General features: G+C 72.1%; 18 protein-coding genes. 3 read left to right on the forward strand and 15 right to left on the reverse strand.

The window, feature by feature from the left end; genetic code table 11:
* The 11 genes from AB0N16_RS16175 to AB0N16_RS16225 all read right to left on the reverse strand — a co-directional run bounded on the left by AB0N16_RS16175 (nucleotide 1) and on the right by AB0N16_RS16225 (nucleotide 12926).
* Nucleotides 1-1023 carry an ADP-ribosylglycohydrolase family protein gene (locus AB0N16_RS16175; protein WP_365797061.1) on the reverse strand — a complete coding sequence of 341 codons (1023 nt, stop codon included), beginning with the start codon at nucleotides 1021-1023 and terminating at the stop codon, nucleotides 1-3.
* Entirely contained in the window at nucleotides 1020-1739 is a 720-nt protein-coding gene (locus AB0N16_RS16180; RefSeq protein ID WP_365797063.1) for an NUDIX domain-containing protein, read from the reverse strand. Before AB0N16_RS16180 ends, AB0N16_RS16175 begins: the two co-directional genes overlap by 4 nt.
* Before the next feature lie 253 nt (nucleotides 1740-1992).
* A complete protein-coding gene (locus AB0N16_RS16185) occupies nucleotides 1993-3114 on the reverse strand; it encodes a pseudouridine synthase (protein WP_365797065.1) in 1122 nt (373 codons plus the stop codon).
* Nucleotides 3115-3125: 11 nt separating this feature from the next.
* Entirely contained in the window at nucleotides 3126-3776 is a 651-nt protein-coding gene (scpB, locus tag AB0N16_RS16190; protein ID WP_365797067.1) for an SMC-Scp complex subunit ScpB, read from the reverse strand.
* Nucleotides 3773-4864, reverse strand: coding sequence for a segregation/condensation protein A (locus AB0N16_RS16195; protein WP_365797069.1), 1092 nt, complete (start codon nucleotides 4862-4864; stop codon nucleotides 3773-3775). The genes scpB and AB0N16_RS16195 overlap by 4 nt, the downstream gene beginning before the upstream one ends.
* Before the next feature lie 18 nt (nucleotides 4865-4882).
* Entirely contained in the window at nucleotides 4883-5509 is a 627-nt protein-coding gene (locus tag AB0N16_RS16200) for a hypothetical protein (protein WP_365797071.1), read from the reverse strand.
* Entirely contained in the window at nucleotides 5494-6621 is a 1128-nt protein-coding gene (locus AB0N16_RS16205; protein WP_365797073.1) for a ParA family protein, read from the reverse strand. Before AB0N16_RS16205 ends, AB0N16_RS16200 begins: the two co-directional genes overlap by 16 nt.
* Before the next feature lie 412 nt (nucleotides 6622-7033).
* On the reverse strand, nucleotides 7034-8158 hold the full coding sequence (ald, locus tag AB0N16_RS16210; RefSeq protein WP_365797075.1) for an alanine dehydrogenase: 1125 nt from the start codon (nucleotides 8156-8158) through the stop codon (nucleotides 7034-7036).
* Between the two features lie 135 nt (nucleotides 8159-8293).
* A complete protein-coding gene (locus AB0N16_RS16215; protein ID WP_365797077.1) occupies nucleotides 8294-10351 on the reverse strand; it encodes a tetratricopeptide repeat protein in 2058 nt (685 codons plus the stop codon).
* A gap of 173 nt (nucleotides 10352-10524) precedes the next feature.
* Nucleotides 10525-11151, reverse strand: a complete 627-nt coding sequence (locus AB0N16_RS16220; RefSeq protein ID WP_365797079.1) for an NUDIX hydrolase — start codon at nucleotides 11149-11151, stop codon at nucleotides 10525-10527.
* 86 nt (nucleotides 11152-11237) lie between these two features.
* On the reverse strand, nucleotides 11238-12926 hold the full coding sequence (locus tag AB0N16_RS16225) for a CTP synthase (RefSeq protein WP_365797081.1): 1689 nt from the start codon (nucleotides 12924-12926) through the stop codon (nucleotides 11238-11240).
* 511 nt (nucleotides 12927-13437) lie between these two features.
* Here AB0N16_RS16225 and AB0N16_RS16230 point away from each other — a divergent pair.
* From AB0N16_RS16230 to AB0N16_RS16240, 3 genes are all read left to right on the forward strand, one after another.
* Nucleotides 13438-15240 carry a glycoside hydrolase family 15 protein gene (locus tag AB0N16_RS16230; RefSeq protein ID WP_365797145.1) on the forward strand — a complete coding sequence of 601 codons (1803 nt, stop codon included), beginning with the start codon at nucleotides 13438-13440 and terminating at the stop codon, nucleotides 15238-15240.
* A gap of 206 nt (nucleotides 15241-15446) precedes the next feature.
* On the forward strand, nucleotides 15447-16829 hold the full coding sequence (locus AB0N16_RS16235) for an FAD-binding oxidoreductase (RefSeq protein WP_365797083.1): 1383 nt from the start codon (nucleotides 15447-15449) through the stop codon (nucleotides 16827-16829).
* 43 nt (nucleotides 16830-16872) lie between these two features.
* The gene (locus tag AB0N16_RS16240; protein WP_365797085.1) at nucleotides 16873-18513 is read left to right on the forward strand and encodes a PucR family transcriptional regulator; all 1641 of its coding nucleotides are present in this window, start codon (nucleotides 16873-16875) and stop codon (nucleotides 18511-18513) included.
* A 3-nt stretch (nucleotides 18514-18516) separates the two neighbouring features.
* Here AB0N16_RS16240 and AB0N16_RS16245 read toward each other — a convergent pair whose 3' ends face one another.
* The 4 genes from AB0N16_RS16245 to AB0N16_RS16260 all read right to left on the reverse strand — a co-directional run bounded on the left by AB0N16_RS16245 (nucleotide 18517) and on the right by AB0N16_RS16260 (nucleotide 23678).
* A complete protein-coding gene (locus AB0N16_RS16245) occupies nucleotides 18517-19647 on the reverse strand; it encodes a glycosyltransferase family 4 protein (protein WP_365797087.1) in 1131 nt (376 codons plus the stop codon).
* Nucleotides 19648-19909: 262 nt separating this feature from the next.
* On the reverse strand, nucleotides 19910-21637 hold the full coding sequence (recN, locus tag AB0N16_RS16250) for a DNA repair protein RecN (protein WP_365797147.1): 1728 nt from the start codon (nucleotides 21635-21637) through the stop codon (nucleotides 19910-19912).
* A 323-nt stretch (nucleotides 21638-21960) separates the two neighbouring features.
* Nucleotides 21961-22866, reverse strand: a complete 906-nt coding sequence (locus tag AB0N16_RS16255) for an NAD kinase (RefSeq protein ID WP_365797089.1) — start codon at nucleotides 22864-22866, stop codon at nucleotides 21961-21963.
* Nucleotides 22863-23678 (reverse strand): TlyA family RNA methyltransferase, encoded by an 816-nt coding sequence (locus AB0N16_RS16260; protein WP_365797091.1) that lies wholly within the window; start codon nucleotides 23676-23678, stop codon nucleotides 22863-22865. Before AB0N16_RS16260 ends, AB0N16_RS16255 begins: the two co-directional genes overlap by 4 nt.
* Nucleotides 23679-23680: the final 2 nt, after the last annotated feature.

The raw sequence follows: 23680 nt of genomic DNA on the forward strand, positions 1-23680 counted from the left end.
TCAAGCGTCCCAGAGCGCGCCCAGCGTCTGCAGGTCGCCCCGGTACTCGATCCGGTCGGCCCACTCCGTCGGCCAGGCGTCGACGCCCAGCCAGGCCCCCGCGAAGGCGCCGGTCAGGCAGGCGATCGAGTCCGAGTCGCCGGAGGAGCAGGCGGCCCGGCGCAGGGCCGTCACCGGCTCGGCGGGGAAGAGCAGGAAGCACAGCAGACCGGTGGCCAGGGCCTCCTCGGCGATCCAGCCGGCGCCGGTGGCCAGGCACGGGTCGGCCTCCGGGGAGGCGGTCCGCACGGCCTCCTCGAGGCGGTCGAGTATCGCCAGGCACTCGTCCCAGCCGCGCGCGATGAACGCCTCGGGGGTCGCGTCCTGGCTCCGGGTCCACAGGTCGCCGAGCCAGGTCTGGTGGTAGTGGGTGCGGTTGTCGACGGCGTACGACCGCAACTGCCCGACCAGAGCGGCCGGTTCGGTCCCCGTCGCCAGCAGCCGCACGGCACGCGCGGTGAGGTCGGAGGCGGCCAGGGCGGTGGGGTGGCCGTGGGTGAGGGCGGACTGCAACTGGGCGGCACCGGCCCGCTGTTCGTCGCTCAGCGCGGGCGCGAGCCCGACCGGCGCGACCCGCATGTTGGCCCCGCACCCCTTGGATCCGATCTGGCTGGCGTCCTGCCAGAGCCGCCCCTCCTCCTTCAGGAGATTGCAGGCCTTCAGACAGGTCCGTCCGGGCGCCCGGTTGTTCTCGGGCGACTGGTACCAGTTGACGAACTCCTCGCGCAGCGGCCGCTCCAGACGCTTGGGCGCGAGCACCCCCCGGTCCATGGCGGTGCGCAGCCCGTGCCCGACCGCGAGCGTCATCTGCGTGTCGTCGGAGACGACGGCCGGCCTCGACAGCTCCATCTCCCGCCACGGCCCGCACTTGGCGAGGATCGAGGGCACGTCGTTGAACTCGGTCGGGACGCCGAGCGCGTCCCCGAGGGCGAGACCGATCAGGGAGCCGCTGGCGGCGCGCTTGTACGCGAGGTTCGAGGTCATGCGGGGCGTCCTTCCCGGGACGGGCGGAGCAGGGGTGGATGGAGCGTGGCTGCGGTGCCCGCGCGGTAGAGCGCGGCGGGCTTGCCACGGCCGCCGGTCAACCGGGCGGCACCCTGCACCGGTTCGACGAACCCGGGCGTGGCGAGCACCTTGCGGCGGAAGTTGGGGCGGTCCAGTTCGACGCCCCACACGGTCTCGTAGACGTTCTGCAGCTCGCCGAGCGTGAACTCGGGCGGGCAGAAGGCGGTGGCCAGGCAGCTGTACTCCAGCTTCGCTCCGACGCGTTCATGACCGTCGGCCAGGATCCGGTCGTGGTCGAAGGCGAGTCGCAGCGCCGGGTCGTAGGGCAGCCAGCGCGCCTGGGCCGCGTCACCGCCGCCGCGCGGTTCGGGCGCGTCGGGCAGCAGTGCGGTGAAGGCGACGGAGACGACCCGCATCCTCGGGTCGCGGTCCGGCTCGCTGTAGGTGCGCAGCTGCTCGAGGTGCAGCCCCGACACGTCCGACAGTCCGGTCTCCTCGGCGAGTTCCCGCCGAGCCGCCGTCTCGGCCGACTCCCTGGGCAGCAGGAAGCCGCCCGGCAGCGCCCACCGTCCGGCGTACGGCTCCTGTCCGCGCTCGACGAGCAGCACGTGCAGGGCACCCGCGCGGAGGGTGAGGACGGCGAGGTCGACGGTGACGGCGAAGGGTTCGTAGGCGTACTTGTCGTAGCCCCGCATGCGCCCGTCCACCCCCTCGATCTCGTTGCTCGATTGCTTGTTGCCCGACCCGGTGCTTGACCCCGATCCAACTAATAGTCGTTACGACTATAAAGCTGCCGCAGGTAACCGCGCAAGCCCTCAGTGGCCGCTGGGGCCCCGTTCCCGGATACGACGACGGCCGATTCCGGGCTAGCCGGAACCGGCCGTCAGAAGGCCGCGCAAGCCCCTTCACGGGGTTCACGGGCCCTTGTACGGGGCCTTGGAGGGGGTCTTAGAGGTCGACTTCCTTCAGGAGCATCCCGACCTCGGTGTTGGACAGGCGGCGCAGCCAGCCCGACTTCTGGTCGCCGAGGGTGATCGGCCCGAAGGAGACCCGCACCAGCTTGTCGACCGGGAAGCCGGCCTCGGCCAGCATGCGCCGCACGATGTGCTTGCGGCCCTCGTGCAGGGTGACCTCGACGAGGTAGTTCTTGCCGGTCTGCTCGACGACCCGGAAGTGGTCCGCGCGCGCGTACCCGTCCTCCAGCTGGATGCCGTCCTTGAGCTGCTTGCCGAGATCGCGCGGGATCGGGCCCACGATGTGCGCGAGGTAGGTCTTCTTCACCCCGTACTTGGGGTGGGTCAGCCGGTGCGCCAGCTCGCCGTGGTTGGTGAGCAGGATGACGCCCTCGGTCTCGGTGTCCAGGCGTCCCACGTGGAAGAGCCGGGTCTCCCGGTTGGTGACGTAGTCGCCGAGGCACTGCCGCCCGTCGGGGTCCTCCATGGTGGACACCACGCCGGCCGGCTTGTTCAGCGAGAAGAACTGGTACGACTGCGTGGCGACGGTCAGCCCGTCAACCCTGACCTCGTCCTTCTCCGGGTCGACCCGCTTGCCCTGCTCCAGGACGATCTCGCCGTTGACCTCGACCCGGGCCTGCTCGATCAGCTCCTCGCAGGCGCGCCGGGAGCCGTAGCCCGCGCGGGCGAGGACCTTCTGCAGCCGCTCGCCCTCCTGCTCGGCGCCCGGGAAGGTCTTGGGGAGCTTCACGTCCGGCTTGCCGGCGTACCGCTCGCGGTTGCGCTCCTCGGCCCGGGCGTCGTACTCGCGGGAGCTCGCCGGGGCCGTACGGCCGCGACCGGTGCCCTGTCCCTGCCTGGGGCCACCCTTGGCGCCGCCGCGCGCCGAGGCGCCACGACCCGACTTCGGGCCGTCCTGAGTGGCGCCGGGGCCCACGTCGTAGCGCCGCTCCTCCGGGCGCGGCTTCTTCGGCCGGCCCCCCTGCTTGTCGTCGCGGGCGTTACCGGCGCCGCGGTAGTTACCGCGGCCACCGCTGCTCCCGCCGCGGCCGCCGCTGTTGCCACCACGGCTCCCGCCGTTGTTTCCGCTGCTGTTCCTGCCGCTGCTGCTTCGCATCAAATTTCCGTCTAGTCGTCTGCGTCGTCTGCGTCCGGCACATCGGGTGCGTCCGGATCGAACGACGGTACGCCCTCCTGGGTCTCGGCCTCGATCGCCTCCGCCTCCGGGAGGAAGGGCGCGAGTTCCGGAAGCTCGTCCAGGCCGCGCAGGCCCATCCGCTCCAGGAAGTAGTTCGTCGTCCTGTACAGGATCGCACCTGTTTCGGGTTCCGCGCCCGCCTCCTCGACCAGACCGCGCTGGAGCAGGGTGCGCATCACACCGTCGCAGTTGACTCCTCGTACGGCCGAGACGCGGCTGCGGCTCACCGGCTGGCGGTACGCGACGACCGCGAGGGTCTCCAGCGCGGCCTGGGTGAGCCGGGCTGTCTGGCCCTCCAGGACCAGCCGCTCGACGGCGGGCGCGTACTCGCCTCGGGTGTAGAAGCGCCAGCCGCCCGCGACGAACCGCAGCTCGAAGCCGCGGCCCTGCGCGGTGTACTCCTCCGCCAGCGCCCGCAGCGCCTTGGTGATCGTCTGCTTCGGCCGCTCCAGGAGCTTGGACAGGTGCTCGGCGGTGGCGGGCTCGTCCACGACCATCAGGACGGCCTCCAGGGCCGGCTTGAGGTCGAGTTCGGCGACCGGACGCAGCCCGGTCGGCAGCTGGGTGGTGTCCTCGCTCACGCCTTGTCCTCCTTGGGCGGCTCCGGCGGCCGGTCGAACTCGTCGGTCACCGTCGGCTGGGTCTGCCCGTCCCCGCCGGTCCACCGCACGATCAGATCGCCGAGCGCGGTCTCCTGGTCCAGGGCGACGGCCTTCTCGCGGTACAGCTCGAGCAGGGCCAGGAAGCGCGCGACGACGGTCAGGGTGTCGTCGGTGTCCTCGATGAGCGCCTGGAAGCTGGCCTCGCCCAGCTCCCGCAGCCGGGCCACCACGATCCCGGCCTGCTCCTGCACGCTGACGAGCGGGGCGTGGATGTGGTCGATGTACACCTGCGGCTTGGGCTTGGGCTGCATCGCCTTGACCGCGAGCTTGGCGAAGCCCTCGGGGCCGATGCTGATGACGACCTCGGGCAGCAGCTCGGCCAGGTGCGGCTCCAGGCCGACGGTGCGGGGCCAGCGGCGGGCCTCTTCGTCCAGGCGACGGTTGAAGATGTCGGCGATCTGCTTGTAAGCGCGGTACTGGAGCAGTCGCGCGAACAGGAGGTCCCGGGCTTCGAGGAGCGCCAGGTCGGCCTCGTCCTCGACCTCGGCGGCGGGCAGCAGCCGGGCGGCCTTGAGGTCGAGCAGGGTGGCGGCGACGACGAGGAACTCGGTCGTCTGGTCCAGGTCCCAGTCCGGTCCCATGGCCCGGATGTGCGCCATGAACTCGTCGGTGACCTTGGAGAGCGCGACCTCGGTGACGTCCAGCTTGTGCTTGGAGATCAGCTGGAGGAGGAGGTCGAAGGGGCCCTCGAAGTTGGCGAGCCGGACTTTGAAGACACCGTCGGGGACGGGTTCCGGTTCGGTGGTCCCGGCGGGAGCTTCACCGGCCCCCTCGACAGGAAGGGCCTCCGGCTCGGGTCCGGGCTCCGGTACGACGGGATCCGGCTCCGGTACGACGGGTTCCGGTACGACGGGATCCGGCGGCGGTGCGACGGGATCCGGCGGCGGTGCGAACGCCTCGGACTCCGCCTCCGTGGCCACGGCCGCGGCCGCCGCGCCCGGCCCCTGTCCCAGCACACGCCGACGGCCGCCGGAGGGGCCGGAATCGGGAGCGTCGGTCGAGGTCATAGCCCCCGCAGGCTACCTCTACCGGCCGCGCAGCCGTCGTACGAGGATGCTCGCGTCCCCTCGGGACTCGAGGTCGGCCAGCACCACGGCGACCGCCTCGCGGACGATCCGGCCCCGGTCGACGGCCAGTCCGTGTTCGCCGCGGAGCACGAGACGCGCGTGCTCCAGGTCCATCAGCTCCTCGGCGGAGACATAGACGGTGATCTTCTCGTCGTGCCGTTCGCGGCCGCTGGGCCGCCGGGCGGGTGCCCGGCCGCCCCGCTTGCGGGGCTGGGCCTGCTCGGCGGAGGCGCCAGAACCTTCCTGCGCGGCCTGCCGCCGCCCGGACCGGTCGGCCGAGGGCGTGACCGTGACCGCCGACCCGGCAGGTGCCGAGGCGTGGTTGCGGGACTCCCCGGCATCGGCCGGCTCGGCCCCCGTTGCCACGTGCTCCGCGCCCTCGCCGTCGCCGCCCTGCACGGGCACCGAGTGGGGTGCGTCGTCGGCGGCCTCGACCGCCGAGTCGTCGCTCTCCGCGGGACTCGCGGGAGCCGGCACCCGGGCCTCGCCGTTGGCCGGGCGCCTGGGAGTGGACGGCTGCAGCGCCATCCCCCCGGTCGTACGGAACAGTTCGTCGGCCCCCGGCAGACTCACTCGGCGTGACACCGGGCGAGCACCTCCCTGGCGAGCTGGCGGTAGGCGGCGGCACCGACGGAGTTGGAGGCGTACGTGGTGATCGGCTCACCGGCGACCGTGGTCTCCGGGAAGCGGACCGTGCGGCCGATGACCGTGTGGTAGACGTGGTCGTCGAAGGCCTCGACGACCCGCGCGAGCACCTCACGGCTGTGCACGGTGCGGGAGTCGTACATGGTGGCGAGGATGCCGTCGAGCTCCAGCTCCGGGTTGAGCCGCTCCTGGACCTTCTCGATGGTCTCGGTCAGCAGGGCGACACCACGCAGGGCGAAGAACTCGCACTCCAGCGGCACGATCACCTTGTGGGCGGCCGTCAGCGCGTTGACCGTGAGCAGGCCGAGCGAGGGCTGACAGTCGATCACGATGTAGTCGTAGTCGGGCAGCAGCGGCTTCAGGGCGCGCTGCAGCGTCGACTCGCGGGCGACCTCGGAGACCAGCTGGACCTCGGCGGCCGACAGGTCGATGTTGGAGGGCAGCAGGTCCATGTTGGGAACCGCTGTTTTCAGGAGCACCTCGTCGGCCGCCATGCCCCGCTCCATGAGCAGGTTGTAGACGGTGAGGTCGAGCTCCATCGGGTTGACGCCCAGACCGACCGACAGCGCGCCCTGCGGGTCGAAGTCCACGAGCAGTACCCGCCGGCCGTACTCCGCGAGCGCGGCACCCAGGTTGATGGTCGACGTGGTCTTGCCGACGCCGCCCTTCTGGTTGCACATCGCGATGATCGTCGCGGGTCCGTGACTGGTCAGCGGGCCCGGGATCGGGAAGTACGGCAGCGGGCGACCGGTCGGGCCGATGCGCTCGCGGCGCTGGCGGGCCGCGTCGGGCGCCAGCGTGGCCGCGTACTCCGGATCGGGCTCGTACTCGGCGTCGGGGTCGTAGAAGTGCCCCTCGGGCAGTTCGTCGTAGTCGGCGAACTGGCTGTGGGGCGCGCCACTTCCGTCGCCGGCCATGGCGTTCACGTGATGGCCATCCATGCTCTGGTGTGCTGTCCGCGTGGTCAGCGAACTCTGATGGGCTGCGAAGGTGCGCACCGCGACGGAGCCGACAGCCTCGAACCCCGCGGGACCCTGGTCCCGTACCGGCATTCCTGGTTGACCACCCCCGGGAGAAAATGTCGACTCATTCACAAGTCGTCTTACCTCCTTGGTGACCAGGAAACTTCTAGACAGGTCAGCGTGGCACCATGCCGACAGTCGGCGACTCTATGGCGTGTCGGGCGTTCGCAGCAACACAATCCGCCGGACCCGGCAGGATGTGTCGGCAATGAAACATCCCGCTGTCAAGGGCGTACGGCCGTCGCACAGCAGGTTTCACCGGTGTGCGAATCGGTCGAAGGGTTACGTTCGAGGCGAGTTGACCGAGCGTCGCAAAGTGACCATACACACATCCGGCCGGACCTTGTCGGGCAAGGTCCGGCCGGATGAGCGCGATTGACGCGGCTTGTTGACGTATCGCCTTTACGAAAAGGTGACTTAGTCACCGCCTCGGCGGAGCGGCTCAGTCCAGCAGCGTGCCGAGCTCGACGTGCTCCAGGCCGTGCGCCTCGGCGACCTCGCGGTAAACGACCTTGCCGTCATGGGTGTTGAGACCCTTGGCGAGCGCGGCGTCGCGGCGCAGCGCCTCGACCCAGCCGTTGTCCGCCAGCGACACGATGTAGGGCAGCGTGGCGTTGGTGAGCGCGTAGGTGGAGGTGTTGGGCACCGCGCCGGGCATGTTGGCGACGCAGTAGAAGACCGACTCGTGGACCCGGAAGGTCGGCTCGGCGTGCGTGGTGGGGCGGGAGTCCTCGAAGCAGCCGCCCTGGTCGATCGCGATGTCGACAAGAACACTCCCCGGCTTCATGCGGGAGACCAGCTCGTTGGTCACCAGCTTGGGGGCCTTGGCGCCCGGGATGAGCACCGCGCCGATCACCAGGTCGGCCTCCAGGCACGCCTTCTCCAGCTCGAAGGAGTTGGACATGACGGCCTTGACCTTGGTGCCGAAGATCTTGTCGGCCTCGCGCAGCTTGTTGATGTCACGGTCGAGCAGGGTCACGTCGAAGCCCATGCCGATGGCGATCTGCACGGCGTTCCAGCCGGAGACACCGCCGCCGATGACGACGGCCTTGGCGGGCAGCACACCGGGGACGCCGCCGGGCAGGACGCCACGGCCGCCGGCCGCGCGCATCAGGTGGTAGGCGCCGACCTGCGGGGCGAGCCGGCCCGCGACCTCGGACATCGGGGCGAGCAGCGGCAGCGCGCGGCTCGGCAGCTCGACGGTCTCGTAGGCGATGGCGGTGGTACCGGACTCGAGGAGGGCGTCGGTGCACTCCTTGGACGCGGCCAGGTGCAGGTACGTGAAGAGGGTCTGGTCCTTGCGGAGGCGGTGGTACTCCTCCGCGATCGGCTCCTTGACCTTCAGCAGCAGGTCGGCGGTGGCCCACACCTCGTCGGCGGTGTCCAGGATCCGCGCACCGGCGGCGATGTACTCGTCGTCCGGGATCGACGAGCCGACACCGGCGCCGCGCTCGATGACGACCTGGTGGCCGTGGCGCACCAGCTCGTGCACACCGGCGGGGGTGATGGCCACCCGGAACTCGTTGTTCTTGACCTCGCGGGGGATGCCGACCTTCACGTCGATCACGGTCCTTGGCTCAGAGGGTGTGGGGGCATAACAGCACATACCCGGCATGCGGGAACACACCAGGAGACACCGCAGGAGAACCGGCGGCAGAGCCAGTTTAATGAAGGCGTTCCGGCTGTCTAGCCTTTCATTGCATCAATCTTCGCCGGGCACGCTACGGATTTCGCAGGTGTTATCTCCCTGTTCCGGGTCGGAGTCCTGGTCGAGGGGCTCCTCACCCAGCATGCGCTCGGCGGCGGAGCGGTGCAGGCTCGCGGCGGTGGAGTCACCGAGACGCTCCAGCGTGTCGGCGAGCCGCAACTGGAGCGCGGCCTGGAGCCGGGCGTCCTCGGCGCGGCGTGCCCACTCGACCGCCTCCTGGCAGGTGCGCAGCGACTCCGCGGGCCGGCCGGCGTACTCCTGGACCCGGGCCAGCTCGCTCAACGCCCGCGCCTGCGCGGCCACATCGCCGTTCTTGCGGTGTCCGGAAACGGCCGCGCGCCAGGCCCGCAGCGCCTCGCCGTAGCGGCCCGCGTAGGTGTGCGCACCGGCGATGCGGCCATAGAGCCGGGCGGCCTCGGCGCGCTCGTCCCGGGCGAGGCGCTGGGCGAGGGCGCGGCCGAACCAGTCGGCGGCCCGGTCGTAGTCCCCCAGCTCCTGGTAGGCGCCACCTACGGATTCCATTGCGCGGCCGGTCGCGTACGGGTCATTTGCCCTGCGTCCGGCATCCAGCGCAGACCGATAGCGCGCCAACGCGTCCATAGTGCGTCCGGTCCCTGCGTCCAGGTCGGCCAGGTTCAGCAGTGCGGCGGCCTGCTCGCGGGGCAGGTGGCGGCGTTCGGCGACATCCAGGACGAGCCGGTGGATCCCGTACAGGTCGGGGGCGGCCGCCCGGGTGCCGAAGTGTGCCGCCATGGCCTTGACCAGCTGGGACATCAGCCGGCGGGCCAGGGTGTCCAGCTCGCCGTCGGCGACCGCCGCGCGGGCCGCGGCGAGCAGGGCCGGGCGCCGGACCCGCAGCCAGTCGGCGGCGGCCCGGGGGGTGGGGAAGCGCAGCTCGCGGGGCAGGGCCTGAAGTTTCTCGCGGGCCTGCGGGTTGTCGGTCTCGGTGATCGCCCGGCAGGACTGCAGCAGCCGTACCGTCCGCTCCAGCATCCGGGCCCGGGCCAGCTGGAGTTCCCCGGCGCGTTCCTGGGTCTCGGCCAGCCCCCGGAGCAGGGGGTGCAGGCAGCCGGGAACCTCGTACTGGGGCAGCGGGGTGGCCACGGGGCGCAGCAGGCCGAGGCGGACCAGCTCCTCCAGGGCGGTGTGGGCGGTGTCGACCGAACAGCCGGCCAGGGAGGAGGCGGTGTGCGGGTCGGCCAGGCCGGCCGGGGCCAGCGAGAGGAGTCGCAGTATCCGGGCGGTCTGGGCGGCCAGGTCGTCGTGGACGAACCGGAAGACCCGGGCGAGGGCGGTGCTGTCCTCGGGGTCGGCGTGCAGCCGCTTGGCGAGGTCGGAGACGGCCACCTGGGGGTGTGCCGCCAGCCAGCCGCCGGCCAGGGTGATCGCGGCGGGCTGCCCCTGGCACACCTCGACCAGCGCCTCGGCGGACCGCGGGTCGACGGTGATGCGCACCGAGCCGGTGTACCGGGCGAGGAGTTCCACGGCCGACTTGGTGTCGAGGCCGCCCAGGGTGCACGGGCGGACGTCGGAGATCCCGGTGAGCGGGCCGCCGGAGACGGCGACGGCCAGGCAGTCGGGGGTGTCCGGGAGCAGTGCGTCGACGTGTTCGGCGCCGGGCGCGTCGTCGAGGAGGAGCAGCATCCGGCGCCCGGCGAGGGCGGTGCGCAGGGCGTGGGTGAGGTCGTCCTCGGCGGCGCCGGGCGGGGTGGGCAGCCGCAGGGCGGTGAGGAGTTCGCGGGCGGTGCGCTCGATGGGGACGGGGGTGCCGTCGGGCTCGGCGAGACGGGCGCGCAGCACCCCGTCGGGGTAGTCGGCGGCGACCTGTCGTACGAGTTCCCCGGCGAGGGCGCTGCGGCCGGAGCCGGGTCTGCCCGCGATGAGCAGGACCCGGGCGCGGGGGGCCTTGCGGCCGGCGATGGTGTCCAGGCCCGCGCGCTCGATGTCGGCGCGCAGTTCCTTCAACTCCCTTGCACGGCCCAGGAATTCGTCGCCCGTGGCCGCGGGCGCCGACACTCGTGCGCCGCCTGTGTCCACCGCCTGATCCGTCACGGGCCACACTCCCGTCCCACCGCACACGCATGCCCGCCGGGACTCCGGTTCGGGCGTTTCGGCTCAATCGCGTCGAGCCTAGTTCACGTGCACGGACGTTCCGGGTGGAGCGCGGCGGACACATCGCCCGATCGGATCAGGCGATGGTCACACCGGTCGGCCCGTCTGGGGGGTCAGGATTCGAAGGGTCGGGCCGGCCAGGGCGCGTCGGCCGGGCGCAGCGCGTCGAGGCCGTCGCCGGCGCGGGCGGCGACCAGCGAGAGGACACCCGTCACCAGGCAGTTGTTGTGCACGTCGCCCGCGAGCACCAGGCGCACCAGTTCACCGACCGGCACCCGCGCGTACTCCAGGTCGATCTCCTCGTGCTCCGTCTCGAAGCGCGCGCCCTCGGCGTCGGAGAGATCGCGGGCCAGGAAGATCCGTACCGCCTCGTCGCAGCCGCCGGGGGTGGTGTAGAGGTCGGTCAGCACCCGCCAGTCCTCGGCCTTGACGTGCGCCTCCTCGTACAGCTCGCGCTGGGCCGCGTGCAGCGGGTTCTCGCCGGGGACGTCGAGCAGCCCGGCCGGGATCTCCCAGAGCTTCTGCCGGACCGGGTGGCGGTACTGGCGGATGAGCAGCACCCGGTCCTCCTCGTCGAGGGCGAGGACGGCGACCGAGCCGGGGTGGACCTGGTAGTCGCGGCGGACCACCGAGCCGTCGGGCATGACCACCTCGTCCGTGCGGACGGAGGTCTTGTTGCCCACGAAGGGGGTCTCCGTCGCCCGGATCTCCCACTCCTCGGGGGTGTCCTTGATCGTCATGCCGTGCCGCCCTTCCACATGCGGAAAAGAAAACCGGGGTGCGTGCCTTTGAAGGTATGCACCCCGGCGACCGTACAACGGGTGTGTTACTTCGAATTCTCCTGCTCGACCTCGGCCTGCTGACGGGCGACCGCGGCCTTCACCAGGCCCGCGAACAGCGGATGCGGGCGGGTCGGGCGGGAGCGCAGCTCCGGGTGCGCCTGGGTGGCGACCAGGTAGGGGTGGACGTCGCGCGGGTACTCGACGTACTCGACGAGCTTGCCGTCCGGGGAGGTGCCGGAGAACTGGATGCCGGCCTTCTTCTCCAGCTCCGCGCGGTAGGCGTTGTTCACCTCGTAGCGGTGCCGGTGCCGCTCCTCGACGTACTCCTTGCCGTCGTACACCTCGCGCACGATCGAGCCTTCGGCCAGCTTGGCCGGGTACATGCCCAGGCGCATGGTGCCGCCCATGTCGCCCTCGCCGGCGACGATGTCCAGCTGCTCGGCCATGGTGGAGATGACCGGGTGGCCGGTGGCGGAGTCGAACTCGGTGGAGTTGGCGTCCGGGATGTCGGCCAGGTTGCGGGCGGCCTCGATCACGATGCACTGCAGGCCCAGGCAGAGGCCGAGCAGCGGGATCCTGTTCTCGCGGGCGAACTTGATCGCGCCGACCTTGCCGAGCACCCCGCGGTCGCCGAAGCCGCCGGGGATGCAGATGCCGTCGACGTCGGCGAGCTGCGCGGCGGCGCCGGCCGGGGTCCTGCAGTCGTCCGACGTCACCCACTTGATCTTCACGCGGGCCTTGTTGGCGAAGCCGCCGGCGCGCAGCGCCTCGGTGACCGAGAGGTAGGCGTCGGGCAGGTCGATGTACTTGCCGACCAGGGCGAGGGTGATCTCGTGATCGGGGTTGTGGACGCGGTCGAGCAGGTCGTCCCAGGTCCGCCAGTCCACATCGCGGAACGGCAGGTCCAGCTTGCGGACGACGTAGGCGTCCAGGCCCTCGCCGTGCACGGTCTTCGGGATGTCGTAGATCGACCGGGCGTCCGGGCAGGCGACGACCGCGGCCTCGTCGACGTCGCACATCAGCGAGATCTTGCGCTTGATGGCGGTCGGCACCTCGCGGTCGCAGCGCAGCACGATCGCGTCCGGCTGGATACCGATGTTGCGCAGGGCGGCCACCGAGTGCTGGGTGGGCTTGGTCTTCAGCTCGCCGGAGGGCCCGATGTAGGGCAGCAGCGAGATGTGGACCACGAAGACGTTGTCCCGGCCGACCTCGTGGCGGACCTGGCGGACGGTCTCCAGGAACGGCAGCGACTCGATGTCGCCGACCGTGCCGCCGACCTCGGTGATGACGACGTCCACCTCGTCGGTGGCCATCCGGCGGATGCGGTGCTTGATCTCGTTGGTGATGTGCGGGATGACCTGGACCGTGTCGCCCAGGTACTCGCCGCGCCGCTCCTTGGCAATCACCGTCGAATAGACCTGACCTGTGGTGACGTTGGCGGAGCCGTCGAGGTCGCGGTCGAGGAATCGCTCGTAGTGACCGATGTCCAGGTCGGTCTCGGCGCCGTCGTTGGTGACGAACACCTCACCGTGCTGGAAGGGGTTCATGGTGCCCGGGTCGACGTTCAGGTACGGGTCGAGCTTCTGCATCACCACACGCAGGCCGCGGGCCTTGAGCAGCATGCCCAGACTGGAGGCGGTGAGGCCCTTGCCGAGCGAGGAGGCGACACCCCCGGTGACGAAGATGTGCTTGGTCGTCGTAGCTGTGCTCGATCGAAAAGCGGGCGTCGGCATGGCCAAGAGGGTGCTCCCGTGGTCGCGGTCTGTCATGCGGTACGGCCGTCCTCCGGAGATCTCCGGGGGTGCCGTCGCTGCGGTTCGGGGGATTCGTGCCCACCGGTCCACGGGCTACCAGGGTATCAGCGCCGCGGAGACATGGCTTCCGGCCACGCTCCGTACACACATCGGCACAGACGTGGGGCCTGGCTTACCGGGTTTTCACTCAGGGCTCACCCATTCGGACCACACGGGTTGCCCGGAGCGGCACGCAGATCATCTACGTGCGTCGTATCCTGCTCGGACACTCGCTGCCGAGCCGGCCGGAAAACACGGCACACCCCCGCCCGTCACCCCCGGAACACGAGAGCTTGGCAGTTCGTTGAGCTATGACTGTCGTTTTGCCTCAGGGCGCGGCGGGCTGCTTTGCTTCACCGCTTAACGACGCACAACAACAACCCCCCTTGACCGCACTAGCGACAGCCCCCTTTTGCCTGGGGGTGACGTGGCCGTTCGACTGGAGTTGCACGTGGCCGGGCGCATCGAAGACTACGCACTCATCGGAGACATGCAGACCGCTGCCCTGGTCTGCCGGGACGGCACAGTGGACTGGCTGTGCCTGCCCCGCTTCGACTCGCATGCCATCTTCGCCGGCCTGCTCGGCACCGAGGAACACGGCTTCTGGCGGCTCGGCCCGGCACACGCGGCCGACTCCCAGCCGCCGACCGCGGCCCGCCGCACCTACCGCGGCGACTCGCTGATCCTGGAGTCGGAGTGGGACACCCCGCGCGGCACGGTCCGGGTGACCGATTTCATGCCCCCGCGTGACGGCGCGCCCCAGCTGATCCGGATCGTCGAGGGCGTCACCGGCCGGGTGCCGATGCGCTCGGTGCTGCGGATGCGGTTCTCCTACGGCCGGGTGGTCCCCTGGGTGCACAAGCACGACGGCCGTACGGTCGCCGTCGCCGGCCCCGACTCGGTGTGGTTCGACACGTCGGCGGAGACCTACGGCAAGGCGCTCACCACCTACGCCGACTTCACCGTCGCCCCCGGCGACCGGATCGCGTTCACCATCTCGTGGCAGCCCTCGCACAAGGAGCCGCCGGCGCTGCCGGAGCCCGAGCAGTCGCTGGAGGCGACCGAGGAGTTCTGGCGGGACTGGGTCGAGCACTGCACGTACCACGGCCCCTACCGCGAGGCGGTGATCCGCTCCCTGATCACGCTGAAGGCCCTGACCTACGCCCCGACGGGCGGCATCGTCGCCGCGCCCACCACCTCCCTGCCCGAGGACATCGGTGGCGTCCGCAACTGGGACTACCGCTACACCTGGCTGCGTGACGCGGCCATCACCCTCTCCTCGCTGCTGCGCACCGGCTACCGCGAGGAGGCCCGCGCCTGGCGCGAGTGGCTGCTGCGCGCGGTCGCCGGCGACCCGGAGAACCTGCAGATCATGTACGGCATCGCCGGCGAGCGCGAGCTGGGCGAGGCCGAGCTGGACTGGCTGCCCGGCTACGAGAGCTCGGCGCCGGTCCGGGTGGGCAACGGCGCGGCGCACCAGCTCCAGCTGGACGTCTACGGCGAGGTCACCGAGGCCCTGCACCTGGCCCACATGACCGGCCTCGCGCGCAACGACTACGCCTCCCTCCTCCAGCTGAAACTCATCCGCTACCTGGAGGACCACTGGGACGAGCCGGACGAGGGCATCTGGGAGGTGCGCGGGCCGCGCCGGCACTTCGTGCACTCCAAGGTGATGGCCTGGGTCGCGGTGGACCGCACCATCAAGCTGATCGAGTCCGGGGACGCGGACGGCCCGCTGGAGCGCTGGAAGGAACTGCGCGACGACATCCACCGGGACGTCTGCGAGCGGGGCTACGACAAGGAGCGGAACACGTTCACGCAGTCGTACGGCTCGCAGGAGCTGGACGCGTCGCTGCTGCTGATCCCCCAGATGGGTTTCCTGCCGCCGGACGACAAGCGGGTCATCGGCACCATCGAGGCGATCCAGCGCGAGCTGTCCACGTCGGACGGCTTCATCCTGCGCTACCCGACCTCGGGCGGCGACGAGGGCGTGGACGGCCTTCCCGGTGACGAGGGTGCCTTCCTGGCCTGTTCGTTCTGGATGGCGGACGACCTCGCGATGATCGGCCGCGTCGACGAGGCCCGCAAGCTGTTCGAGAAGCTTCTCGCGCTCCGGAACGACCTCGGGCTGCTCGCGGAGGAGTGGGATCCGCGGCTGAAGCGGCAGGTGGGGAACTTCCCGCAGGCGTTCAGCCATGTGCCGTTGATCGACACGGCGCTCCGCCTCACGGCTTCGGGGGCCTACGGGGGCTAGTGCTGCGACCGGAAAGGTTCACCGGCTCCCGGCAAACCTTCCCGGTCCCGACACTAGGTGCGGGTGGTCGGGTGTCTGCGCGTCCGCTGTCGCTGGTCGCGCCCACGCGGCGGCAGCCGCATGCCCGACGCGTCCCCGCGCTCCTGACGAGGCGCCCACGCTTAGGCTGGTGGAGAGCGACTCCCCATTGTCGGAAGGGGGCGGCCATGGCTCCCCCGTCGAAGGCGCACACGGCGCTTGCCGCGCTTCGTGAGGATCTGGTCGGTGCGGTGTTCGCGCCGGGGGACGTCGGGTACGACGATGCCCGTGCCGTCTTCAATTCCATGATCGACCGGCGGCCGGCCGTGATCGCCCAGTGCGCGGACGACGCCGACGTGGTCCGCGCGGTTCGGTTCGGCCGGGAGCTCGACCTGGCGATCGCGGTGCGCGGCGGCGGCCACAGCGTGGCGGGCTCGGCGAGCGGCGACGGCGCGCTCGTGGTGGACCTGCGCGGGATGCACACGGTGACCGTCGACCCGGTGGCGGAGGCGGTACGGGTGCAGGGCGGCGCCACGATGAGCGATCTGGACCGGGCGGCCGAGCCGTACGGCCTGGCCACCACCGGCGGCCGGGCCCCCACCACCGGCGTCGGCGGCTTCGTGCTGGGCGGCGGGACGGGCTGGCTGGACCGCGCCTTCGGCCTGGCCGTCGACAACCTGCTCGGTGTCGAACTGGTCACCGCCGACGGCGAGCGGGTGCGCGCCAGCGCCGACGAGAACCCGGAGCTGTTCTGGGCCCTGCACGGCGGCGGCGGGAACTTCGGCGTCGCCACCGCCCTCACCCTCGAACTGCACGAACTGCCGGCGTTCTCGATCGCGCTGCTGCTGTATGCGCCGCGGTCCGGCCCGGACGCGGTGCGCACCTTCCGCGAGGTGATCCGCACCGGCCCCGACGAGGCGGCCGGTGCGGTGCAGTACCTCACCGGGCCGCCGCTGCCGTTCGTACCAGGACACCTGGTGGGCAAGCTGGTGTGCGTCGCCCTAGTGACCTACGCCGGCGGCGAGGAAGGCCTGCGGAAGGTCGCCGAGCCGTTGCTGGCGCTGCCGCACGAGGCGGAGGTGGTCGGCCCGATGCCGTACACCGAGGTGCAGTGCATGCTCGACTTCCCGCCCGGGTTGCGGAACTACTGGTCGGCCGAGTACCTGGCCACGCTGCCCGACGAGGCGGTGGACGCCTACTGCGCCTGCGCGGACGGCATGCCGGTGCCGACCGGCACCCAGCACGTGCTGTTCCCGCAGGGCGGCGCGATCGCGGCCGGGCCCGCCGAGTACCCGGTGCCGTACCGGAGCGCCTCCTGGGCCGTGCACCCCTTCGGCATGTGGGCTCGGCCCGCGGACGACGAACGGGCGGTCGCCTGGGTGCGGGGCGTCCGGACCGCCGTACGCCCCTGGTCCACCGGCGCGGTCTATCTCAACTTCATCGGCGACGAGGGCCCCGACCGGGTGCGGGCCGGCCTGGGCGCGGCCAACGCGCTGCGGCTCGGCAAGGTGAAGCGGACCTGGGACCCCGACAACGTTTTCCGCTTCAACCACAACATCGAACCGCTCTAGCGGAAGGTGCCGGGAAGGCGTTCGCCCAGGTAGCGTCCGCTCCATGGACAGCGGTACGGGCAGCGGATTCGACACCCAGGGCGGGATCACCGTGCAGCGGGCGCTGGAGCTGCCCGGGCTGCGCAGCGGGCTCCCGGAGATCCTGGCGGGCACCGACCGGCTGGGCCGGACCGTGCGCTGGGTGCACGCCGGCGAGGTGCCGAACATCGCCTCGCTGCTGAAAGGCGGCGAGTTGCTCCTCACCACCGGCTATGGCCTGGGCACCCGGCCGAACGACCAGCGGGCGTTCGTGCGCACGCTCGCCGAGCGGGGCATCGCGGCCCTGGTGGTGGAGCTGGGCCCACGCTTCTCCCGGCTGCCCGCCACCCTCGTCGACACCGCCCGGGCGACCGGGCTGCCACTGGTCGCGCTGCACCGCGAGGTGCCCTTCGTGACGGTGACGGAGGAGATCCACACCGAGATCGTCAACCACCACTACACGCTCCTCCAGCGCGCCGAGGAGGTGCACCGCCGCTGCACCGAGGCCCTGCTGGGCGGGGGCGGGGTCCCCCAGGTCCTCGCGATCCTCGCCGACTTCTGCGGCAACCCGGTCTTCCTGGAGACCACCGACGGCCAGCTGCTGTACGCCGCCGGATCGGGGCCCGAGGGCGCGGATCCGCTCCAGGTGTGGGAGGGGCTGCGCGGCCAGCACAAGAACGCGCCGCCGCCGACCGGGGCGGTCCTGGTGGACGTGCCGGGCGGCGGCCCGGGGACCGGCTCGGTACGGGCCCGGCTGGTGCTGCTCCCGGTACGCGGGCCGCTCACCCCGGTGCACCGCATCGCCGCCGAGCGGGCCGCCGGCATCCTGGCCGTCGTCCTGATGCAGGCCCGTCAGGAGGAGGAGCTGGCGGCCCGTGGCCGCGGCGACTTCCTGACCGACCTCGCCGAGGGCCGCATCACCGCGGCGGACGCCCCGGCCCAGGCCCGCGTCCTCGGCTTCAGGCCCGGCAGCAGCCCGCTGCTCCCGGTGGTCATGCGGGTCGGCGACTCCATCTCCCCGGGCGGGGGCTGGGCCGTGCTGGCCCGGGCGGTCGGCGAGGAGCTGGCGGCGGTCGGCGTGCCCGTGCTCCTCGGCGTACGCCCCGTGGAAGGCCGCGTCCCGCTCCTGGTGGGCCTGCGCTCGGAGGCGGAGCGGCCGGCGGTCGCGGACCGGGTCGCGGCGGCGCTGCGGGCGGGAGTGGAGCGCGCCGGGATGCAGCGCGCCGGAGCCGCTCACCCGGTCGTGGTGGTCGGGGTGGCCGGCGGCTGGGCGGCCGCCTCGGCGGGCCTGCGGCACGCGGCGGAGACGGCGACGGCGGCCCAGGGCCTCTCCGACCGCCCCTGGTACGACGCCCGCCGCCTCGACATCGACCTTCTCCTGTGGCGGCTGCGCGACCACCCCGACCTGGCGGCCTTCGTCGACCGGGCGATCGGCCCGCTCCGGAACCACGACAACCGCTCCAGGCCGCCCCTGCTGCCCACCCTGGAGACCTACCTGGCGCACGCCGGCCGCAAGGCGGAGACGGCCCGCGAACTCCATCTCAACCGGCAGACCCTCTACAACCGCCTCGCCCGCATCGGCGAGTTGCTGGGCACGGACCTCGACGATCCGCAGGTGGTGCTCGCGTTGAGCCTCGCCCTGCGGGCCCGCCGGCACGTCCCCTAGCGGCTACAGCGGCCGGGGCTGGGTCAACTCGTCGTACACGCTGAGCACTTGGGTCACCGTCTCGTCCTCCGTCGGCCAGCTCGCCGCCTGCCGGGCGCCCTTCTCCCGCAGTTCCTCGCAGCGTTCGGGGTCGCCGAGCAGCCGTAGCACGGTGTCGGCGAGGGCGGTCGCGTCGCCGTACGGGACGAGTTCGGCCGCGTCGCCGACCAGGTCGGGGATACCGCCCACGGCGGTCGCGACGAGGGGCACGCGCGCGTGCAGCGCCTCCTGGGCGAGCACCGAACGCGACTCCCAACTGCTGGGCAGCAGTGCCAGATCGGCGGCGGCGAGCAGCTCGGTGACGTCCTCGCGGCGGCCGATGAGCCGGGCGGGCAGCTCCTCGTCCTCGATCCGCCGCTGCAGCACCGTACGCAGCGGTCCCTCCCCCGCGATGACGAGCAGCGGTACCGGATCGAGCCGGCACCAGGCATGCGCCGCGTCCAGCAGGACGTCGTAGCCGCGGTGCCGGTCGAGGGAGCCGACGGCGATCAGCAACGGCCGTCCCATGGCGCCGAGTTCGGCCCGCACCTTGGGCCGCAGCCGGTCCGCCTCCTCCGCCACGGGGCGCCGCAGACCGGGCAGCGTGACGGCGGCGAGCCGCGCGTCCCGGGCGCCGGTACGGCGGGCCCGGTCCACCAGGTCGGAGGTGGTGCCCAGCACCACGGCGGCCGTCCGCACCACCCGCCGCTCCAGCATCCGCAGCAGATGAGCCCGGGCGCCCTCGGCCTCCGCCCGGTTGTGCCAGGTGACGATGAGCGGGGTACTGCGGCCGCTGAGCGCCAGCACGGCGCGGAAGGAGGCGTGCAGACCGTGCGCGTGCACCAGGTCGGCGTCGGTACAGGCCGCCCGCAGCGCGGCCACCGACCCCGGGTCACTGCTGCGCGGTACGTGGACATGGTCGGCGCCGACGCCCGAGAAGTCGTAGGCGCGGTCGGCCTCGACGGGGGCGCACACCGTGACCCGCACGCCCCGTGCGACAAGACCGGCGGCGAGCGAACGCACGTGCGCACTGCTGCCGGCGTTGCCACCGCCCAGCACCTGCACGGTGCGCAGCGGTGACTGACCGTGCGATGCGTTGCTGCTCACGGGGCTCACGCAGCCGGGCTCCTGTGTTCGGCGTCGGGGAGGTCACGAGGGTACGTAGAGAAGGTATCGGGCCGAGGGGGGCACTGCGGGGCTCCGGGGAGGGGCATACCGGGGCGGGGCGGGGCATGCGCCGGAGTGTGTCACCCGTGAGAGTGACAGTACGGCAAGGCGAGCGGGCGCGGGCGCGGGCTCGCGTGCGGACGGGGTGGGCGCGCCGTCGCGCCCACGCGGCCCCGCCTGCCGGCACGGACCCCCGCCCCCGAGGGGCGCCTCAGGCGTCCGCTCTGGCGGTGGCGAGCAGTTCCTCCGCGTGGGCCCGTGCCGTCTCCGAGTCCTCCTGTCCGGCCAGCATCCGGGACAGCTCCCGGACCCGCTCCTCGCCCTCCAGGACCTTCACGCCCGAGCGCGTGACCGACCCGTCGTTCGTCTTCTCGACCAGCAACTGCCGGTCGGCGAAGGCGGCTACCTGCGGCAGGTGCGTGACCACGACCACCTGCGCCGACTTGGCGAGCTTCGCCAGCCGACGCCCGATCTCGACCGCGGCCTTGCCGCCGACGCCCGCGTCGACCTCGTCGAAGAGGTAGGTCGGGACCGGGTCGGTGCCCGCGAAGACGACCTCCACCGCGAGCATCACCCGGGACAGCTCACCGCCGGAGGCACCCTTGGCGATCGGGCGGGGCGGGGCGCCGGGGTGCGGGGCGAGGAGCAGTTCGACCTCGTCGGCGCCCGAGGGGCCGTACGCGACCGCGCGCCCGCCGACCTCCACGCCCTCCGGGTCCTCGGTCTGCCGGATGTCGAAGGACACGCGCGCGTGCGGCATCGCGAGGGAGCCCAGCTCGGCGGTGACGGCGGCCGCGAAGCGCGCGGCGGCCTCGGTACGGGCGTCGGTCAACGCCTGTGCGAGCCCGCTCAGTTCCGCACGAAGGGCATCGCGTTCGGCGGTCAGCTCGTCGATCCGCTCGTCGTCCCCGTCGAGTTCGGTCAGTCGCGCGGCGCCCCGTTCGGCCCAGGCCAGCACCGCGTCGATGCCGTCGCCGTACTCGCCGTACTTGCGGGTGAGCGCGGTGAGCGCGGCGCGCCGCTCCTCGACGGCCGCGAGCCGCAGCGGGTCGGCGTCGAGGTCGTCGGCGTACCCGGCGAGTTCGCCCGCCACATCGCCGAGCAGGATCCCGACCTCGCCGATCCGGTCGGCGAGCGCGGCCAGCGCCGGGTCGTGCGACCGTACGGCCTCCAGGGCGCGGTGGGCGCCCGCGACGAGGGTGGCCGCGTCGATGCCCTCGGGGTCCTCGGGGTTGCCCGCGAGCGCGGAGTGCGCGGCGGTCGCGGCCGACGACAGCGCCTCGGCGTGCCCGAGCCGCTCGGCCTCCTCGGCGAGTTCGACGTCCTCACCGGCCCGCGGCTCCACGGCGGCGATCTCGTCGAGCCCGTAGCGCAGCATGTCGGCTTCCTGGGCCCGCTCACGCGCCCGGGTGACGATCTCCTCCAGCTCCACCGCCACGGCCCGCAGCCGCCGGTAGGCCTCGCCGTACTTGGCGAGCGGCACGGTGACCCCGTCACCCGCGTACCGGTCCAGGGCCTGCCGCTGCCGGGACAGCTTCAGCAGGCCCTGCTGGTCGGTCTGCCCGTGCACGGCCACCAGGTCGTCGGCGAGTTCGGCGAGCAGCCCCACGGGCACGCTCCGCCCGCCCAGGTGCGCCCGCGAGCGCCCCTCGGCGGAAACGGTACGGCTGATCAGCAGCGCACCGTCGTCCAGCTCCGCGCCGGCCTCCTCGGCCCGTACGACCGCGGAGGTACCCGGAGGCACGGTGAGCCGCCCCTCGACCACCGCCTTCTCGGAGCCGATCCGCACGAGCGCGGGATCGGCCCGCCCACCGAGCAGCAGCCCCAGGCTGGTGACCACCATGGTCTTGCCCGCACCGGTCTCACCGGTGACGGCGGTGAACCCCGGCGACAACTCGACGACAGCGTCGTCGATGACTCCGAGGGACCGTATCCGCATTTCTTCCAGCACGGGGAAGACCTTACGAGGTCCGGCCGACGAAGTGCGAGGCCCCCTGTCACCCGGGCGAGTGGAGAAGCCAAGGGGCGCGGCACCCAGTCACGCGGGCGAGCGGAGAAACCAAGGGGCGCGGCAGCCAGTCACGCGGGCGAGCGGAGAAACCAAGGAGCGCGGCAGCCAGTCACGCGGGCGAGCGGAGAAACCAAGGAGCGCGGCAGCCAGTCACGCGGGCGAGCGGAGAAACCAAGGGGCGCGGGGAACTGCGCGAGCGACCACGAACCACCCGCAGCCGCCGACGCTCCCCGCCCACCCCCCACGAACCGCTACTGCGGCGCCCCCCGCCACCCGGAGACCGGCAACGCGAACTTGGCCACCAGCCGGTCCGTGAACGACGCGTGGTGCAGCCGGGCCAGCCGCACCGGCACCGCCCCCCGCCGCACCTCGACCCGTGCCCCGGGCGGCAGCTCGACGGTCCGCCGCCCGTCGCACCACAGCACGCCCGGCTGGATGTGCGGCAGCACCTCCACCGCCAGCACCGAGTCCGGCGACGTCACCAGCGGCTTCGCGAACAGCGCGTGCGCGGAGATCGGCACCATCAGCAGCGCCTCCACCTCCGGCCACACCACCGGTCCGCCCGCGGAGAACGCGTACGCCGTGGACCCGGTCGGCGTCGACAGCACGATCCCGTCGCACCCGAACCCCGTCACCGGCCGCCCGTCGATCTCCAGCACCACTTCGAGGAGCTTCTCGGCGCCCGCCTTCTGCACGGCGGCCTCGTTCAGCGCCCAGTCGGTGTGCACGATGTCCCCGTTGCGGTGCACGACGACGTCGACGGTCATCCGCTCCTCGACCTCGTACGCCTTGCTCACCACCCGGTCCACGACCTTGTCGAGGTCGTCCCGCTCGGCCTCCGCGAGGAACCCCACGCTGCCGAGGTTGACGCCCAGCATCGGCACGCCGGAGGCCCGTGCGAACTCGGCGCCGCGCAGCAGCGTCCCGTCTCCGCCGAGCACGATCAGCAGCTCGCAGCCGTCGAGGCTGTGCGGCGAGGCCTCCTCGACGAGTTCGACCTCTTCGGGGAGGGGCAGGTCGTGTGCCTCGTACTCCAGGACCCGGACGCCGACTCCGGCCGCCAGCAGGCCCTTGACCACGAGTTCGGCGCTGCGGATGGCCGCAGGCCGCCCGGTGTGGGCGAGCAGGAAAACAGTACGAGCTCGGTTCTGTGTCAACGCGGCCCCTCCGCCACTGCACGGTCAACGTCGGCCGGGTCCAGTCGGGGTGCCCCGGCCCGCAGCCACAGAAAGTACTCGACATTGCCGGACGGCCCGGGCAGCGGACTGGCGGTGACACCGTTCACCCCGAGCCCCAGCTCCCACGCCTTGTCGGCAACCCCCCGCACGGCCTCCGCCCGCAGCTGCGGACTCCGTACGACTCCCCCGCTGCCCAGTCGCTCCTTGCCCACCTCGAACTGCGGCTTGACCATCATCACCAGGTCGGCGTCCGGCTTCACGCACCGCGCCAGGGCCGGCAGCACCAGCCCGAGCGGGATGAAGGACAGATCACCCACGACAAGATCCACAGGCTCCCCATCGATCGCTTCAAGCGTCAACTCGCGTACGTTCGTACGGTCCTTGACGGTGACGCGTTCATCGCTCTGCAGAGACCACGCGAGTTGCCCGTATCCGACGTCGACGGCGACGACCTGCGCGGCGCCCGCACGCAGCAGCACATCGGTGAAGCCCCCGGTGGACGCGCCGGCGTCCAGCGCCCGCCGCCCCTCGACCGCGAGCCCCTGCGGGACGAACGCCGCCAGCGCCCCCGCCAGCTTGTGCCCGCCCCGGGACACGTACTCGGGATCGCTGTCGTCGGACCGCACCACGATGGCCGCGGCGGTCTCCACCTGGGTGGCCGGCTTGGTCGCCAGGGTCTTGCCGACGGTGACCCGCCCGGCGGCGATCAGCTGGCTCGCGTGCTCACGCGAACGCGCCAGCTTCCGGCGGACCAGTTCCGCGTCCAGACGGCGACGTGCGACTCCTGCCACGT

It is taken from the genome of Streptomyces sp. NPDC051105 (genome assembly GCF_040682795.1).
GTDB lineage: Bacteria > Actinomycetota > Actinomycetes > Streptomycetales > Streptomycetaceae > Streptomyces.